The organism is Vibrio xiamenensis, from assembly GCF_900100015.1.
Classification (GTDB): Bacteria; Pseudomonadota; Gammaproteobacteria; order Enterobacterales; family Vibrionaceae; genus Vibrio; species Vibrio xiamenensis.
On the sequence record NZ_FNDD01000052.1, the window covers coordinates 1 to 15,603 of the forward strand.

Here is a 15,603-nt window from a genome sequence, read left to right on the forward strand (position 1 = left end):
TAAGGTAATGTTTTCGTTAGCCAATTTAGCATTGCCGAAAAATCGCATAACAAACAATTTAAGCAGATTCGCAACGCGTGGCAGTTTTGGTTTGCGGTGAGTTTTGTGTTTATGGCGCAATGCGGTGGCTTTTGTACTGCGTTGCTCACTACTTAATTGGGCGTTAAGTTTCTCGAGAACCTTCATGATTTCTCACGAAGGATGATCTCGAATGCTTGGATGATTTCAGATAGATCAGAGCTTTTAGTTAGCTCCTCTAAGTCTTCTAATAGTTTGGGGTTCTCATAAAATGTGTCAATTGACACTTCAAAAAGATCCGATGCTTTGCTCAGAACTTTCTTCGATGGTGATTTTTTGCCATTCTCAATTAACGACAAATAAGAAGTTGTAATATCTAAATGTTTAGCAGTTTCTGCGAGGCTATACTGCTTGTTTATTCTTAAGCCTTTCAACTTGAACCCCGCAAAGGCTATGTTTTTTTCTGTCATTATAATGCCTAATTATTAATAAATAATATGTTGTTTAATTTTAGTCCTCCACGAGAATTATGGTGACTCAGCGTCGACCACATTAGAGCGGTACATTTGAAGATACCTGACTGTTCTTCATAGTAAGATTTTAGTTTGTTGTATTTAGACACAAGGCTTTCTTTAGCTTCGCTCATTATTGCTACCACAAGTAGATACTTGGGCTCTAAGTCAGAAATAACTGATGCGTCAAGGAGCTCAATCTCGCGTCTAATACACTCCTCAAGTGCATAAGATATTGATAGGTCAACCACATTTAGTGATTTCTTACTATCGAGTTTCACTTCAATCATAAGAGTTACTCCATCATTAAAATTGAAAGTTGTTGATTGCTTTCACCTCAAAAAGACACTTTAGTCAGTTGTTGTCTTTTTGAACAAAAAAGTGACTGCTTCACTTTTTTGTAATACGGTCAATGGTTACGTAAGAGAAAAATTCTTATTCATAATTACATACCCTATAGACCCAAAATGGTGCCAAATTGGCGAAAATGTAGACGGTTTGTTATGTAGCCGTCATACCTACATTTGGTCTTGGAACTTCCGGAACCAAGGTCTAGTTGTAAGATTTACCAATAGATTGGCAGTTTCAGTTGTTTTAGTGACTGTACCACTGCGTTTCTGTATAACACCTCCAATTGCAACAAACAAAAGCTTGTCGGCGATGGAGAACTCAACCTATATGCTTGCAAAGGCTTATAGAGGTGAAGTGGCTGTGTTAAGAATTATTAGAAAGAACTTCAATAATGAACTTAATGCAGGCTAAAGCATTTTCGTAAGTGAATACGTCAAAGCTGCTGCCTCCAAGAGATGAAAGAAGTAGTTCTTTCGCTTCTCTTAATTGTTCCGTCATTTCGTCTTCTTCGTTCTTTACGGTTACTTCAATCAAGTTCTCGATAATTGTCACAGCACTTAGGACTGCCTTACGGCTATCTGTAGATTTCATAGAATACCTTCTAGATTTTCCGTGAAGCAGCCACATTGACTGTATAGTGTTAACAATCATGTCTTTACAACAGGGTCTATACTATCCATCTTAAAAAGTTAAAGCAACATAAAAGTTAAACTTTTTAACTTTTCGTGTTTTTAACTAGTCAGTTTCGTGGATTGACGTTCGAACGTGAATCCAAGAAACTTAACAAAGCATTTAAGAGTGATTCGCAACGCTTGGCAGTTTCGGTGTTAATCGTTGGGTTTTGTGTTTATGGTAGTATGGTTACGTTTCGTGGTGGCGTTGCTCACACCTTAATGCGGCGTTAGGTTTCACAGTGAATATGCATTTGAATGATACTGTATTTGTATACAGTTATTGTGCTACTATTCAGAGCATTTAATGATGGTTAGGTAGCAAAATGAAAGAGTTTAAACTTAAAGATAATGTAGTTCTTCGATATCACGACCTTCCTGGCGAGGAAATTCCAATTATTTTCATTCATGGTCTTGGATGTGCATCTTCATTTGATTATCCACAAGTAGCTACAAATGGTGGCTTAGCTAATCATAGACGTATACTTGTCGATTTAATCGGCTCTGGATACAGTGACAAACCTGAATTGTTCGATTATACAATAGCTAATCATGCTAAATATCTCGAGGAGCTATTAAGATATTTGCGCATAGATAATATTGTAATCTTTGGTCACAGCATGGGTGGTGCGGTATCTATTGCATTAGCAAACTGCGTAAGAGATAAAGTTAAGGCTATTATTCTAAGTGAGGCAAATCTTGATTCTGGTGGTGGCTTTTTCAGTAAACAAATCGCAAATTATAGTGAAAGTGATTTTATAAAATTTGGGTATGCGAACATTCTTCAAGAGAGTATTTCAAGTGGTAATACTGAATGGGCGGCAGGGCTATCAAACAGTTCACCAACAGCCATTCACCGAAATTCCGTATCTTTGATAAAAGGTCAAACGCCAAGTTGGCGCCAAATCTATTATTCACTGGATGCCTCTAAAACATATATTTATGGAAGTGAAAGTTTACCTGACCCAGATTATGATGAGTTGGTTAGTCATAATATTAACGTTGCAGTTGTAGCCAATGCGGGACATTCAATGGCATGGGAGAATCCAGAAGGATTGGCGTCAATAATTAAGAAGTCGATTCAATAAACCTAACAAAGCGTTTAAGTGGGATTCTCAACGCTTGGCATTTCTAGTTTGAATCAGTTTTAGTGTTTACGGTACAATAAGTTAAGTTCGGTGGTGGCGTTGTTCACCCCTTAACGCGGCGTTATGTTTCACTTTGATTTAGAAGAAATAAAAGGTTTCTTGGAGCTTATTTCTTTGGTCTCTTTAGCAATTCTTTCGAGTTGTCTCAGCAATTCAATATTGTCTTCCCAAGTTCATGAATTCCTCAAAGATAATCACGCTTCAAAGTTCGCGGGTTGCTTCAATTCGGAGTCGAGCCTACGCGTTGGTAATTGGTCTGGCTTAAAGTCGCTTTGGTTCTATTTCCCAATTAGTAAATTGGGAGCGGGGTTTTCGGCAATTTGAGTTTTGTCTTTTGCTGTTTTGAAAGGGATGCCGTCATTCGCTTAAAACCATCAAAGTTGCCTCAATCAAATTCCTGGGAATTACGCGCTTTGTGTTTATCGCGTTTGTCGGTTTATTCCACAACATCGTGTGACGCAAGTTAAACAATTTCTTATGCAATTCAGTTCTTTGCTATGTGGGTGAGTCAGTTGTGGTAAAACATAACAAACTGTTCAAGCAGATTCGGCACGCATGGCATTTTTGGTTTGCAGAGAGTTTTGTGTTTACGGAGTAGTGCAGAAGCTTTTGTATAGCGTGCCTCACTACTTAACAGGGCGTTATGCGACAAGGAAAAAATTTAGGTTTCTCTAAATTTAATCTCTTTGGCAATTCATTTCTCGGTTTCGGCAAATCAGCATTCTCGGTCCAAATTCTTGAATCACTCAAACCGTAAAACATGCCAAGTTCTGGGAGTTGCCTCATTGAAAATCGTATTTGGTCTTGGAAAGTTTTTCGGGCGTAAAGTGCGGAAAGGGCAAGTTTACGGAAAGCCGGTATTTGCTGAAATTTCGGTTCGTTGAATTTCCCGCAAGTAAAAGCTTATTCTTCGCTTTAAAGCCGGGTTCCGTACTTGTGGCGGCCTTTTTACGAAACGTTGAATCCGTTGGTTCTTGAATCACAAAAAGTCATCTGCTCGTTTGTAGTTTTCCATGTTTAAGGTAATGTTTTCGTTAGCCAATTTAGCATTGCCGAAAAATCGCATAACAAACAATTTAAGCAGATTCGCAACGCGTGGCAGTTTTGGTTTGCAGTGAGTTTTGTGTTTATGGAGCAATGCGGCAGCTTTTGTATTGCGTTGCTCACTACTTAATTGGGCGTTATGCGACAAGGCCAAATTTTTAGGTTTCTCTATATTTAATCTCTTTGGCCAACCGTTTTTTGGTTTCGGCAAATCAACATTTTCGGCTCAAATTCTTGAATCACTCAAACCGTAAAACATCCCAAAGTTCGTGAAGTTGCCTCATTTAAAATAGCATTTGGTCGTGGAAAGTTTGTCGGGTGCAAAGTGTGGAAAGGGCAAGTTTACGGAAAGTTGGTATTTGTTGAGGTCCTGGCTCGTTAAGTTTCTCGCAAACAAAAGCCGAATCTTCGCTTTAAAGCCGCGTTCCGCGCTTGTGGCGGCCTTTTTACAAAACATTGAGTTCGTTGGTTCTTGAATCACAAAAAGTTACCTGCGCGTTTGTAGTTTTTCGTGTTTAAGGTAATGTTTTCGTTAGCCAATTTAGCATTGCCGAAAAATCGCATAACAAACAATTTAAGCAGATTCGCAACGCGTGGCAGTTTTGGTTTGCAGTGAGTTTTGCGTTTATGGCGCAATGCGGTAGCTTTTGTAGTGCGTAGCTCACTACTTAATTGGGCGTTATGTGAATAGATAGGGAAATCAGTACGTGTTGGAATTAAAACCGAATTGTGAATGTTGTGACAAAGACTTAAATCCGAACTCAACGGAAGCAATGATTTGTAGTTATGAATGCACGTTTTGCGTTACTTGCGTGAATACCATTTTGGAAAATGTTTGTCCTAATTGTGGAGGAGGTTTAACTCCAAGACCCATAAGGCCAAAAGTTGCGAGAAGGCCAGGAGTTAGCCTTGAATCTAAACCTGCTTCTACGAAGAGAGTTAATACCAAATATACGTTTCAGGAAATAAAAGCATTTTCATCAGGTGTCAAAGGTATAAAGCCTGAAGAAAGGTAGAACTAATTCACATAACAAACTGTTTAAGCAGATTCGGCACGCGTGGCATTTTTGGTTTGCGGTTAGCTTTGTGACTACGGAGTAGTGCAGAAGCATTTGTATAGCGTGCCTCACTACTTAACAGGGCGTTATGCGACAAGGCTAAATTTTAATATATCTTCAATTTCGTTCTCTTTGGCAATTCGTTTTTTGGTTTCGGCAAATCAGCATTTTCGGCTCAAATTCTCGAATCACTCAAACTGAAAAACATGCCAAAGTTCGTTAAGTTGCCTCAATGAAAAATCACATTTGGTCGTGGAAAGTTTGTCGGGCGCAAAGAGTGGAAAGGGCAAGCATATGGAAAGCTGGTGTTTGCTGAAATTTCGGCGCGTTGAATTTCCCGCAAGTAAAAGCTTCTTCTTCGCTTTAATGTCGCGTTCCGCGCTTGTGGCGGCCCTTTTACGAAATGTTGAATCCGCTGGTTCTTGAATCACAAAAAGTTATCTACGCGTTTGTAGTTTCTCGTGTTTAAGGTAATGTTTTCTCTAGCCAATTTAGCGTTTGCGTAAAAATCGCATAACAAACAATTTAAGCAGATTCGCAACGCGTGGCAGTTTTGGTTTGCAGTGAGTTTTGTGTTTATGGCGCAATGCGGTAGCTTTTGTATTGCGTTGCTCACTACTTAATTGGGCGTTAAATGGCAAGAGGCAGTAATGATCGTGACAAAATTTAAGTCCGAAAAATCAGACGATAGAGAATTGAAATTAATGTCAGCGCAAATGGATGTCATTAGATCTGGTGTCAGGTCTTTGATCTATGCAAGGCAAATAAGCGAGTTAAAAAATAGTAATAACTATTTTTGGGTATCAACTTGCAACGCGCATTATGGGCATTTTATTGAGTCTTGGGCTAAATGCTTTGGCAACTACAGTGAGGACACGCACTGGAAAAAACTAGATGTTGATCGAGGTAGCTTCCGAAAAGAAATGTTCAAGGAGCTTGATACTTATGAGGGTAAGTTTGTTGCTGACCTTAAGGAGGTACTTGCTTTAAGAAATGAGTTCTTTTCACATACAGACTTGTCGAAAGACTCTATTTCTTTGAACTTTCCAAAGCTTGATATGGCTTTGGGCTCGTTTATTTTCCTCTACAAGGTATTACAAAGACGTTTGTTAACTGCTGAGAGTTTGGTTGTAGACCGCGGACCACTTGATTTTAAAGTATGGATGTCAAATCTAGAAGAAGAGGCTGCTAAAGTAATTACGGTCGCATATGACGCTAGTAAAAACATAGATGAGTACCAGTAAAAAGCCATTTAACAAACAGTTCAAGAGGGATTCAGCACGCGTGGCATTTTTGGTATGCGGTGGTTTCGGTGTTGAAGTGCCATGCAGTAACATCGGTATTGCGTGCTTCACCCCTTAACTGGGCGTTATGCGACAAGGCAAAATTTTTAGGTTTCTTTAATTTCGTTCTCTTTAACAATCCATTTTTCGATTTCGGCAAATCAGCATTTTCGGCCCAAGTTCTTGAATTATTCAAACCGTAAAACATGCCAATGTTCTTGAAGTTGCCTCATTAAAAATCGCATTTGGGCGAGGGAAGTTTTTCGGTCTCAAAGTGTGGAAAGGGCCAGTTTATGGAAAACCGGTATTCGCTGAAATTTCAGTTCGTTAAGTTTCTCACAAGTAAAAGCTAAATCTTCGCTTTAATGTCTCGTTCCGCACTTGTGGAGGCCTTTTAACTAAATGTTGAATCCGCTGGTTCTTGAATCACAAAAAGTCATCTGCGTGTTTGTAGTTTTTCGTGTTTAAGGTAATGTTTTCGTTAGCCAATTTAGCATTGCCGAAAAATCGCATAACAAACAATTTAAGCAGATTCGCAACGCGTGGCAGTTTTGGTTTGCAGTAAGTTTTGTGTTTACGGTGCAATGCGGTAGCTTTGTATTGCGTTGCTCACTACTTAATTGGGCGTTATGTTTCACTTTGATTTAGAAGAAATAAAAGGTTTCTTGGCGCTTATTTCTTTGGTCTCTTTGGCTGTTAGTTCGAGTTGTCTCAGCAATTCAATATTACCGTCCCAAGTTCATGAATTCCGCAATCGCTTTTATCTTTCAAAGTTCGCGGGTTGCTTCAATTTGAAGTCGCGCCTGCACGTTGAAATTTGGTCTGGCTTAAATTCGCTTTAAGTGCATTGTCCAATTAGCAAATTGGCAGCGGGGCTTTCGGCAATTTAAGTTTTGTTTTTCGCTGTTTTGAAAGGGATGCTATCGCTCGCTGAAAATCATCAACGTTGCCTCAACCAAATTCCTAGGAATTACACGCTTTGTGTTTATCGCTTTTGTCGGTGTATTCGACAAAGGCTTGTGACATGAGTTAAACAATTTCTTATGCAATTCAGTTCTTTGCCATGTGAGCGAGTCAGTTGTGGTAAAACATAACAAACTGTTTAAGCAGATTCGGCATGCGTGGCATTTTTGGTTTGCAGTGAGTTTTGTGTTTACGGAGTAGTGCAGAGGCTTTTGTATGGCATGCCTCACTACTTAACAGGGCGTTATAACGCAGAATCCACCAATTGATGGTAACGGCTAATTTAGATGCGTTGGAACGTTATTCTTAGTGACTAGAGGTCATCTGAATCTTTTTTAATGAAAATATTCAGACGTTAATCTAATGAGTCGCAGTTAAAGGAAATATTATGTCACCTAAGCTCAAATGGACTATTAGAGGTCGTATTGAAATTGTTTATACCGGCACTCTCAAGGAGATGAAAAAGTATACAGGTCATGCACGTCTGTACAGCAAAAATGATTTATATGCTGAAGGTGAGTGTACTGAAGGTGTCAAAGTAGGCTTTTGGACATACTATCAAAGCAATGATCAAGTGATGCTTGAAGAAACCTATGATGATAAAGGGCGAAAACAGGGTATCAGTCGCAGTTTCTACGAAAATGGTCAGATCTCTGCAGAAGGTTTCTATATCGCTGGTCAGTTACATGGTGAAAGTAGAACTTGGTACGATAATGGTGCTTTGGAAAGCCATAATTTGTACGACAAAGGAAAGCCTGTTGAAGTAAAAACATTCTACCTCGAAGGCGAAATACGTTTACATCAGGAGTTCATATCGGGGCGATTGAATAAGGAAACTTGGTACAAGCAGGATGCTAGTATTTGGCGTTATCAAGAATATGAAAATGGCAAAGTAATAAAAGAAATTAATTCCAACTACTAGGTATAAATTTTTAATGCTGTAGGTTCGTAATTGTAAACGTAATATCGTGTGTACAAATGCGTTATAACAAACAATTTAAGCAGATTCGCAACGCGTTGCAGTTTTGGTTTGCAGTGAGTTTTGTGTTTAAGGCGCAATGCGGCAGCTTTTGTATCGCGTTGCTCACTACTTAATTGGGCGTTATGTTTCACTTTGATTTAGAAGAAATAAAAGGTTTTCTGGCGCTTATTTCTTTGTCCTCTTTGGCAATTCGTTCGAGTTGTCTCAGCAATTCAATATTCTCTGCCCAAGTTCATGAATCCCTCAAAATAATAACGCTTCAAAGTTCGTGGGTTGCTTCAATTCGAAGTCGCGTCTGCGTGTTGAAAATTGGTCTGTCTTAAAGTCGCTTTGGTTTTATTTCTCAATTGGCAAATCAGGAGCGGGGTTTTCGGCAATTTGAGTTTTGTTTTTCGCTGTTTTGAAAGGGATGCAATCGCTCGCTAAAAGCTATCAAAGTTGCCTCAATCCAATTCCTGGGAATTACACGCGTAGTATTTATCGCTTTTGTCGGTTAATTCCACAACATCGTGTGACGCAAGTTAAACAATTCCTTATGCAATTCAGTTCTATGCCATGTGAGCGAGTCAGTTGTGGTAAAACATAACAAAGTGTTTAAGAGGGATTCGTCAACGCGTGGCACTTTCACTTCAAATCGTTTTAAGTGATTAAGGCGGTCATATCCGCTTTGGCGGTAGCGTTGCCTCACCCCTTAACACGGCGTTAGGTATCAAAGAGGAAAACATGAAATATCTCAAACTTGTGTTCTGTTCAGTATGGGTAATTACGTATTCAAACTTCGTTTGGGCTAGTAGCTGTGATGCAGTAGACGATAAAGTATTAGATGCAATGGCTAAGACTCTCAATGTTGATATGGATGAAATTGGTATTGATAAGACATTTTATGACCAAAACTTTAATACTGATGTTTTAGACCTCATTACTGTAGTTGTTGATATGGAAGAAGCTATTGGGGTCGAGCTTAAAGACGAAGATGTAGTTGATCCGTTAGTTTACTTCGATGAAGAAGAGTTTGAGCCCAAAATTAAAGACAAAGTAACGGTCCGAGAATTTCAAGAGGCTGTTCATAAAGCGTGTGTTAACTCTTTGGGCTAGGTATTAGTTGTCAGAATACCTAACAAATTGTTCAAGAGTGATTCAGCACGCGTGGCATTTTTACTATGCGTTGATTTTAGTGGTTAAGGTGGTATGCGGAGGCTTCGGTATTGCGTGCCTCACACCTTAACAAGGCGTTATGCGACAAGGCAAAATTTTTAGGTTGCTCTAAATTTAATCTCTTTGGCCATTCGCTTTGTGGTTTCGGCAAATCAGTATTTTCGGCTCAAATTCTTGAATCACTCCAACTGTAAAACATGCCAAAGTTCGTCAAGTTGCCTCATTAAAAATCGTATTTGGTCGTGGAGATTTTTTCAGGCGTAAAGTGTGGAAAGGGCAAGTTTATGGAAAGCCGGTATTTGCTGAAATCCTGGCTCGCTAAGTTTCTCGCAATCAAAAGCCAAACCTTCGCTTTAAGGCAGCGTTCCGTACTTGTGGCGGTCTTTTCATGAAATGTTGAGTCTGTGGTTCTTGAATCACAAAAAGTCATATGCGTGTTTGTAGTTTTTCGTGTTTAAGGTAATGTTTTCGTTGGTCTATTTAGCGTATGCGTACAAATCGCATAACAAACAATTTAAGCAGATTCGCAACGCGTGGCAGTTTTGGTTTGCAGTAAGTATTGTGTTTACGGCGCAATGCGGTGGTCTTTGTATTGCGTTGCTCACTACTTAATTGGGCGTTATGTTTCACTTTGATTTATAAGAAATAAAAGGTTTCTTGGCGCTTATTTCTTTGGTCTCTTTGGCTATTCGATCGAGTTGCTTCAGCAATTAAATATTGTCTGTCCAAGTTCATGAATCCCTCAAAGATAATCACGCTTCAAAGTTCGTGGGTTGCTTCAATCTGAAATCGCGTCTGCGTGTTGATAATTGGGCTGGCTTAAAGTCGCTTTGGTTCTCTTCCCCAATTAGCAAATCGGCAGCGGGGCTTTCGGCAATTTGGGTTTTGTTTTTCGCTGTTTTGAAAGGGATGTAATCGCTCGCTAAAAGCTATCAAAGTTGCCTCAATCAAATTCTAGGGAATTACACGCTTTGTATTTATCGCTTTTGTCGGTTAATTCCACAACGTCGTGTGACGTGAGTTAAACAATTTCTTATGCAATTCAGTTCTTTGCCATGTGAGCGAGTCAGTTGTGGTAAAACATAACAAGCTGTTCAAGCAGATTCGGCACGCGTGGCATTTTTGGTTTGCAGTGAGTTTTTTGTTTACGGAGCAGTGCAGAGGCATTTGTATTGCGTGCCTCACTACTTAACAGGGCGTTAAGTGCCTAGGTGCTCTCAGCGATTAAGGAGATAGTAGTTGAATAAGTTCAAGCCCTTTCATGTGATTCTTCTCACCTTAGCTCTTATTGCACTTGTAGTAGGAGCTTATGCTTTTGGGGTTGGGTTTGTTGGGAAAAATGATCTTTCATTTAAACCGTCCGCTTGGGTAGAGTTTTCTTCTTTCTTCAATGGAATGTTAAGTCCAATACTTGCTTCTTTAGCAGCAGCTATAGCGTTCTTCTCACTTACTCATCAACTCAACATTGCCAGAAAAGAATCATCTTTAAACGAACAGATTTCTAACTACCTAAATCATATCAATATGCTACAAAACATGGTTGATAAGAGGTGGCGTACAGTAACTCGTGTATCAAAAATTGACTGGGAAGAAGAGCCCTTTCAGGCAATCAATATTGAAAATATTAAAGAGTCTTTTAGATCTAATGGTTATTTAGCGCCAGAAGTTATTCGATTGTGTGGTTTATTCGGTGAACTAGTTGATGCGATGCAGTGGTATACGTATCTTCATAAATCTAAGATATCGCTCGAAAAGCAAGAATTTCCTAGAAATGAATGGGCTCATTTTTCTAAGTCCCTGATACGTGATCAGGACAAAAAAATGAGGTTTTGCTATCAATATTGCCTTTGGTTAAATAACGAACCTAATTCTCGTAATAGTAGGTATCAAGAAGAAGTTCTGATTTATATCCAACTATATGAAAGCTTGTGTCAAGATGGCACTTTGCTAGAAGAATAGGCACTTAACAAAGCGTTTAAGAGCGATTCCGCAACGCGTGCCAGTTTCGCTTCGCTCAAGTATGGCACCCATTACGTCACGCCTTAACGCGGCGTTATGTTTCACTTTAATTTAGAAGAAATAAAAGGTTTCTTGGCGCTTATTTCTTTGGTCTCTCTGGCAATTCGTTCGAGTTGTCTCAGCAATTCAATATTATCTGCCCAAGTTCATGAATCCCTCAAACATAATCGCGCTTCAAAGTTCGTGGTTTGCTTCAATTTGAAATCGCGTCTGCGTGTTGAAAAATGGTCTGGTTTAAAGTCGCTTTGGCTCTCTTCCTCAATTAGCAAATCGGCAGCGGGGTTTTCGGCAATTTGAGTTTTGTTTTTCGCTGTTTTGAAAGGGATGCAATCGCTCGCTAAAAGCTATCAAAGTTGCCTCAATCCAATTCCTGGGAATTACACGCGTAGTTTTTATCGCTTTTGTCGGTTTATTCCACAACGTCGTGTGACGCAAGTTAAACAATTCTTTATGCAATTCAGTTCTTTGCCATGTGAGCGAACCAGTTGTGGTAAAACATAACAAACTGTTCAAGCAGATTCGGCACGCGTGGCATTTTTGGTTTGCAGTGGTTTTTGTGTTTACGGAGTAGTGCAGAGGCCTTTGTATAGCGTGCCTCACTACTTAACAGGGCGTTATGCGACAAGGCTAATTTTTTAGGTTTCTTCAAATTTAATCTCTTTGGCAATTCGTTTTTGGGTTTCGGCAAATCCACATTCTCTGCTCAAATTCTTGAATCACTCAAACCGCAAAACATGCCAAAGTTCGTGAAGTTGCCTCATTAAAAATCGCATTTGGTCGTGGAAGGTTTTTCTGGCTCAAAGTGTGGAAAGGGCAAGTTTACTGAAAGTTGGTATTTGCTGAAATTTCGGCTCGTTAAGTTTCTCGTAAGCAAAAGCTAATTCTTCGCTTTAAAGCCGCGTTTCGCGCTTGTGGCGGCCTTTTTACAAAACGTAGAATTTGCTGGTTCTTGAATCACAAAAAGTTATCTGCGCGTTTGTAGTTTTTCGTGTTTAAGGTAATGTTTTCGCTAGCCAATTTAGCGTTTGCGTACAATTCGCATAACAAACAATTTAAGCAGATTCGCAACGCGTGGCAGTTTTGGTTTGCGGTGAGTTTTGTGTTTATGGCGCAATGCGGTGGCTTTTGTATTGCGTTGCTCACTACTTAATTGGGCGTTATGTGGCTTTGAGTCTCCAAATTGAAGTGATCAAAAAAACAAAATAATCTATGTTTTGCTAAGTTAAACACCCCTAGGGGTAAATTACCAGTTCGTGCTTCAAAGCAATAAACTGAAAAGAAATACAATTAAAAGTGTTGTTATAATGTTAATGAAAAGCAATGTATCAAGTCTTGCGGATATACTGGACGATATAATTCGAGTTGAAGACTCAAAATATCAAGAGTTTGATTATGATCATAATCCAACTTTAGGATCGATGTACGAAGCGTTAACTGAACATGTAGTAGACCGAATGTTACCTCCAAATTTGGAGCTTAAGATGGTTGGAGGCTTTATCTATGACGATAAAGGTTACCGTTCTGGCGAAATAGATCGGATGCTTGTTCGAGGTGAGGGTAAGCAATTAGGGTTTACAGGAAAATATGAATACCATGTCAAAGATGTACTCGTAATATTTGAGGTTAAGAAAACTCTTACTAAAGATGATTTAATTGATGCATATCATCATTTGAGAGGCGTCAGTAGGGCTTATTCTGAGTATTTTGAAGACTATTTAGATAATGGCGGTGATATAAATGTAGCTTACGCTGCAAGATCTTTTGCTCAGGTTACTGGGCTGCCAGCCCCGAAGAAATACTCAGATATCCATGAAATGACTAAAGAAGATGCGTTGATCTTCTATACGTTAGTTCAGGATACATACTCCCCAATAAAAATAATTCATGGGTATGGTGGGTACAAAACTGAAAGTGGGCTAAGAACTACGTTTGTAGACTTCTTTTCTGAACAAAAAAACCAACCGGGATTTGGTGTCCCTAATATCCCCAATTTGATTACAAGTGAAAACTACTCGCTTGTGAAGACAACGGGAATGCCATTCAAAGTTTCTCGGTTTGACGATGGTTATTGGCCTGTAGTTTGTTCCAGTCGTGATAATGTTGTTAATTTAATAATTGAAGTTGTTTGGACAAAAATATCTATAGTTTTCAATGCTGCAATGCCTTGGGGAGATGAATTTGAGTCAGACGTAATGGTCAACCTTCTTATGGGTAAATTTGCAACAGATGAGTCATCTAAACAATCAGGATGGCTGTATTCATCGGTTGAGTTGAAAGAGCGAATGCTTAGAAATGTTGAACGGTTAGTCCCGTGGGAACCTGTTATTGTTAGCGATGTTGTAAATAGTGTGATCACACAGATTGGTTGGCTAGGTTACTTAAACTCAAATGAGCCTTATTTTAAAAAATTATGTAAGAAGTCAGGCTTGAGGAAAAGACAGCTTTTGAAAAAACTATTAGACACAAATTTGTTTACTAATGATGATCATGGAAATATAGAGTTTGTCTGGCCTGATATGGCAGTTTCAGATCTAGGTAGCGGTAAGTATGCAATATCAAATGAAGTCAAAAAGTTAAGATGTTGGTGTGAACAAAACTCTTTTGACTCTAGGTTGTCTCTATTTGGACAAGTCTAATTCAAACACCACATAACAAACTGTTCAAGAGTGATTCGCAACGCATGGCATTTTCACTATGCGTTGCGTTTAGTGTTTAAGGTAGTATGCGGGAGCTTCGGTTGAATCGCCACTACTTCAGTAGACGACTTTTAGCCTCATTAAAATACTGACGTTCATACTCTAACGGTGATAGCCCATCATTGGAATTATGCTGTCGTTTCGGGTTGTAAAACATCTCTATATAATTAAACACATCCATCTTTGCGTCGTCTCTGGTCGCATAGATTTTTCGCTTAATTCGTTCACGTTTCAGCAGTTGAAAGAAACTCTCTGCTACTGCGTTATCATGGCAGTTACCTCGACGGCTCATGCTACCTTCCAAACCATGTGCGCTTAGAAACTCACTCCAATCATGGCTCGTATATTGGCTTCCTTGATCTGAATGAACCAGCACTTTGCCAGCAGGTTTACGACGCCATACCGCCATTAATAAAGCATCTAACGCAAGCTCTTTGGTGATACGACTGCCCATTGACCAACCAATTATTCGTCGTGAGAACAAGTCCATTACAGCGCCAAGATAGAGCCAGCCTTCATGCGTTTTGATGTACGTAATATCCGTTACCCAAGCCGTGTTGGGCGCTAATGGATCGAATTGTCGTTCTAAACGATTTGGCGTAACAACGTGTTGTTCACCACTAGGAGCTCTCGGTTTTCGATAGCCAACTTGTGCTCGCAGTCCTGCTCGCTGCATCAGGCGATGCACACGATTAATACCGCATTGCTCGCCAAGATCACGCAGATCTCGATGGAGTTTTCGGTATCCATAGACGCCTCCGGACTCAAGCCAACATTGTTTGAGTTGACCTGTAAGTCGTTCATTGTCACGTTGTCGCTTCGACTTTGCGCAGCTCCTCCACGCGTAATACCCGCTCGGATGAACATCAAACAGATGACACAGTTGTCGCACAGAGTGGCTGTGGTGATGCTCTTGGATAAAGGCGTACCTTACTCGGGGTGGCTTGCGAAGTACGCCGCGGCTTTTTTTAACAGGTCACGTTCTTCAGTAACACGCTTAAGCTCTTTTTGTAATCGTCGAATTTCTGCGGACTCAGCAGACTTCTGAAAGTGTTCCTCAGAGTCAGGACCGTAGCGCTTAATCCAGACGTAAAGACTGTGCGTGGTGGTACCTAAACGCTGAGCAACGTCAGCAACAGAATGGCCGGCAACAGTGATTTGTTTGACTGCTTCGATTTTGAATTGTTCGGGGTAACGTTTATGGCTCATGGACACCTCTTTTTTAGCTAGTTTATCTAACTAAAAGACATCTAGGAAATCAGTGGCGATTCACAGGGCGTTATGCGACAAGGCTAAATTTTAATATATCTTCAATTTGGTTCTCTTTGGTAATTCGTTTTTGGTTTCGGCAAATCAACATTTTCGGCTCAAATTCTTGAATCACTCAAACCGTAACACATGCCAAAGTTCGTGAAGTTGCCTCATTAAAAATCGCATTTGGTCGTGGAAGGTTTTTCTGGCTTAAAGTGTGGAAAGGGCAAGTTTACGAAAAGCCAGTGCTTGCTGACGTCCTGGCTCGTTAAGTTTCTTGCAAGCAAAAGCTTATTCTTCGCTTTAATGTCGCGTTCCGCGCTTGTGGCGGCCTTTTTACAAAAGGTAGAATTCGCTGGTTCTTGAATCACAAAAAGTTATCTGCGCGTTTGTAGTTTTTCGTGTTTAAGGTAATGTTTTCGCTAGCCAATTTAGCATTGTCGAAAAATCGC

Annotated in this window: 12 protein-coding genes; 7 read left to right on the forward strand and 5 right to left on the reverse strand. The window is 39.8% G+C overall.

Translation table 11 applies throughout. The features are described from left to right. The 4 genes from BLS03_RS25985 to BLS03_RS24330 all read right to left on the reverse strand — a co-directional run. Positions 1-186 (reverse strand): hypothetical protein (locus BLS03_RS25985; protein WP_245696804.1); only part of this gene is annotated, 186 nt, incomplete at its 3' end. Beyond that, entirely contained in the window at positions 183-488 is a 306-nt protein-coding gene (locus BLS03_RS24320) for a helix-turn-helix domain-containing protein (protein ID WP_093279438.1), read from the reverse strand. The genes BLS03_RS24320 and BLS03_RS25985, both read right to left, overlap by 4 nt. Positions 489-496: 8 nt before the next feature. Further along, positions 497-820: a hypothetical protein gene (locus BLS03_RS24325; protein ID WP_024699542.1), complete on the reverse strand. Its 324-nt coding sequence runs from the start codon at positions 818-820 to the stop codon at positions 497-499. Between the two features lie 424 nt (positions 821-1,244). Then, on the reverse strand, positions 1,245-1,472 hold the full coding sequence (locus tag BLS03_RS24330) for a hypothetical protein (RefSeq protein WP_024699543.1): 228 nt from the start codon (positions 1,470-1,472) through the stop codon (positions 1,245-1,247). Between the two features lie 406 nt (positions 1,473-1,878). Between BLS03_RS24330 and BLS03_RS24340 the strand changes: the two genes are divergently transcribed. The 7 genes from BLS03_RS24340 (at position 1,879) to BLS03_RS24430 (ending at position 13,840) form a co-directional block, all read left to right on the forward strand. Next, entirely contained in the window at positions 1,879-2,640 is a 762-nt protein-coding gene (locus BLS03_RS24340) for an alpha/beta fold hydrolase (protein WP_093279440.1), read from the forward strand. A gap of 1,811 nt (positions 2,641-4,451) precedes the next feature. Then, a complete protein-coding gene (locus BLS03_RS24350) occupies positions 4,452-4,760 on the forward strand; it encodes a DUF1272 domain-containing protein (protein WP_093279441.1) in 309 nt (102 codons plus the stop codon). A 692-nt stretch (positions 4,761-5,452) separates the two neighbouring features. Further along, positions 5,453-6,046, forward strand: coding sequence for a hypothetical protein (locus BLS03_RS24365; protein WP_093279442.1), 594 nt, complete (start codon positions 5,453-5,455; stop codon positions 6,044-6,046). A 1,390-nt stretch (positions 6,047-7,436) separates the two neighbouring features. Further along, a complete protein-coding gene (locus tag BLS03_RS24380; protein WP_093279444.1) occupies positions 7,437-7,970 on the forward strand; it encodes a toxin-antitoxin system YwqK family antitoxin in 534 nt (177 codons plus the stop codon). Positions 7,971-8,753: 783 nt separating this feature from the next. After that, positions 8,754-9,125, forward strand: a complete 372-nt coding sequence (locus BLS03_RS24390; protein ID WP_093279446.1) for an acyl carrier protein — start codon at positions 8,754-8,756, stop codon at positions 9,123-9,125. Positions 9,126-10,424: 1,299 nt separating this feature from the next. After that, positions 10,425-11,144, forward strand: a complete 720-nt coding sequence (locus BLS03_RS24410; RefSeq protein ID WP_093279450.1) for a hypothetical protein — start codon at positions 10,425-10,427, stop codon at positions 11,142-11,144. 1,364 nt (positions 11,145-12,508) lie between these two features. Further along, positions 12,509-13,840, forward strand: coding sequence for a DUF6602 domain-containing protein (locus BLS03_RS24430; protein WP_093279454.1), 1,332 nt, complete (start codon positions 12,509-12,511; stop codon positions 13,838-13,840). A 112-nt stretch (positions 13,841-13,952) separates the two neighbouring features. Here BLS03_RS24430 and BLS03_RS24440 read toward each other — a convergent pair. Beyond that, positions 13,953-15,109, reverse strand: a protein-coding gene (locus BLS03_RS24440; protein ID WP_093279455.1) for an IS3 family transposase whose coding sequence is annotated in 2 segments (ribosomal slippage) — positions 13,953-14,861 and positions 14,864-15,109 — 1,155 coding nt in all. Because the reading frame shifts where the segments join, the coding sequence is not laid out codon by codon here. Positions 15,110-15,603 lie beyond the last annotated feature (494 nt).

Bases quoted from the DNA above. Each gene is read 5' to 3' on its own strand.
- BLS03_RS24320 (WP_093279438.1), bottom strand. From the start codon at position 488: ATGACAGAAAAAAACATAGCCTTTGCGGGGTTCAAGTTGAAAGGCTTA.
- BLS03_RS24325 (WP_024699542.1), bottom strand. From the start codon at position 820: ATGATTGAAGTGAAACTCGATAGTAAGAAATCACTAAATGTGGTTGAC.
- BLS03_RS24330 (WP_024699543.1), bottom strand. From the start codon at position 1,472: ATGAAATCTACAGATAGCCGTAAGGCAGTCCTAAGTGCTGTGACAATT.
- BLS03_RS24340 (WP_093279440.1), top strand. From the start codon at position 1,879: ATGAAAGAGTTTAAACTTAAAGATAATGTAGTTCTTCGATATCACGAC.
- BLS03_RS24365 (WP_093279442.1), top strand. From the start codon at position 5,453: ATGATCGTGACAAAATTTAAGTCCGAAAAATCAGACGATAGAGAATTG.
- BLS03_RS24380 (WP_093279444.1), top strand. From the start codon at position 7,437: ATGTCACCTAAGCTCAAATGGACTATTAGAGGTCGTATTGAAATTGTT.
- BLS03_RS24390 (WP_093279446.1), top strand. From the start codon at position 8,754: ATGAAATATCTCAAACTTGTGTTCTGTTCAGTATGGGTAATTACGTAT.
- BLS03_RS24430 (WP_093279454.1), top strand. From the start codon at position 12,509: ATGTTAATGAAAAGCAATGTATCAAGTCTTGCGGATATACTGGACGAT.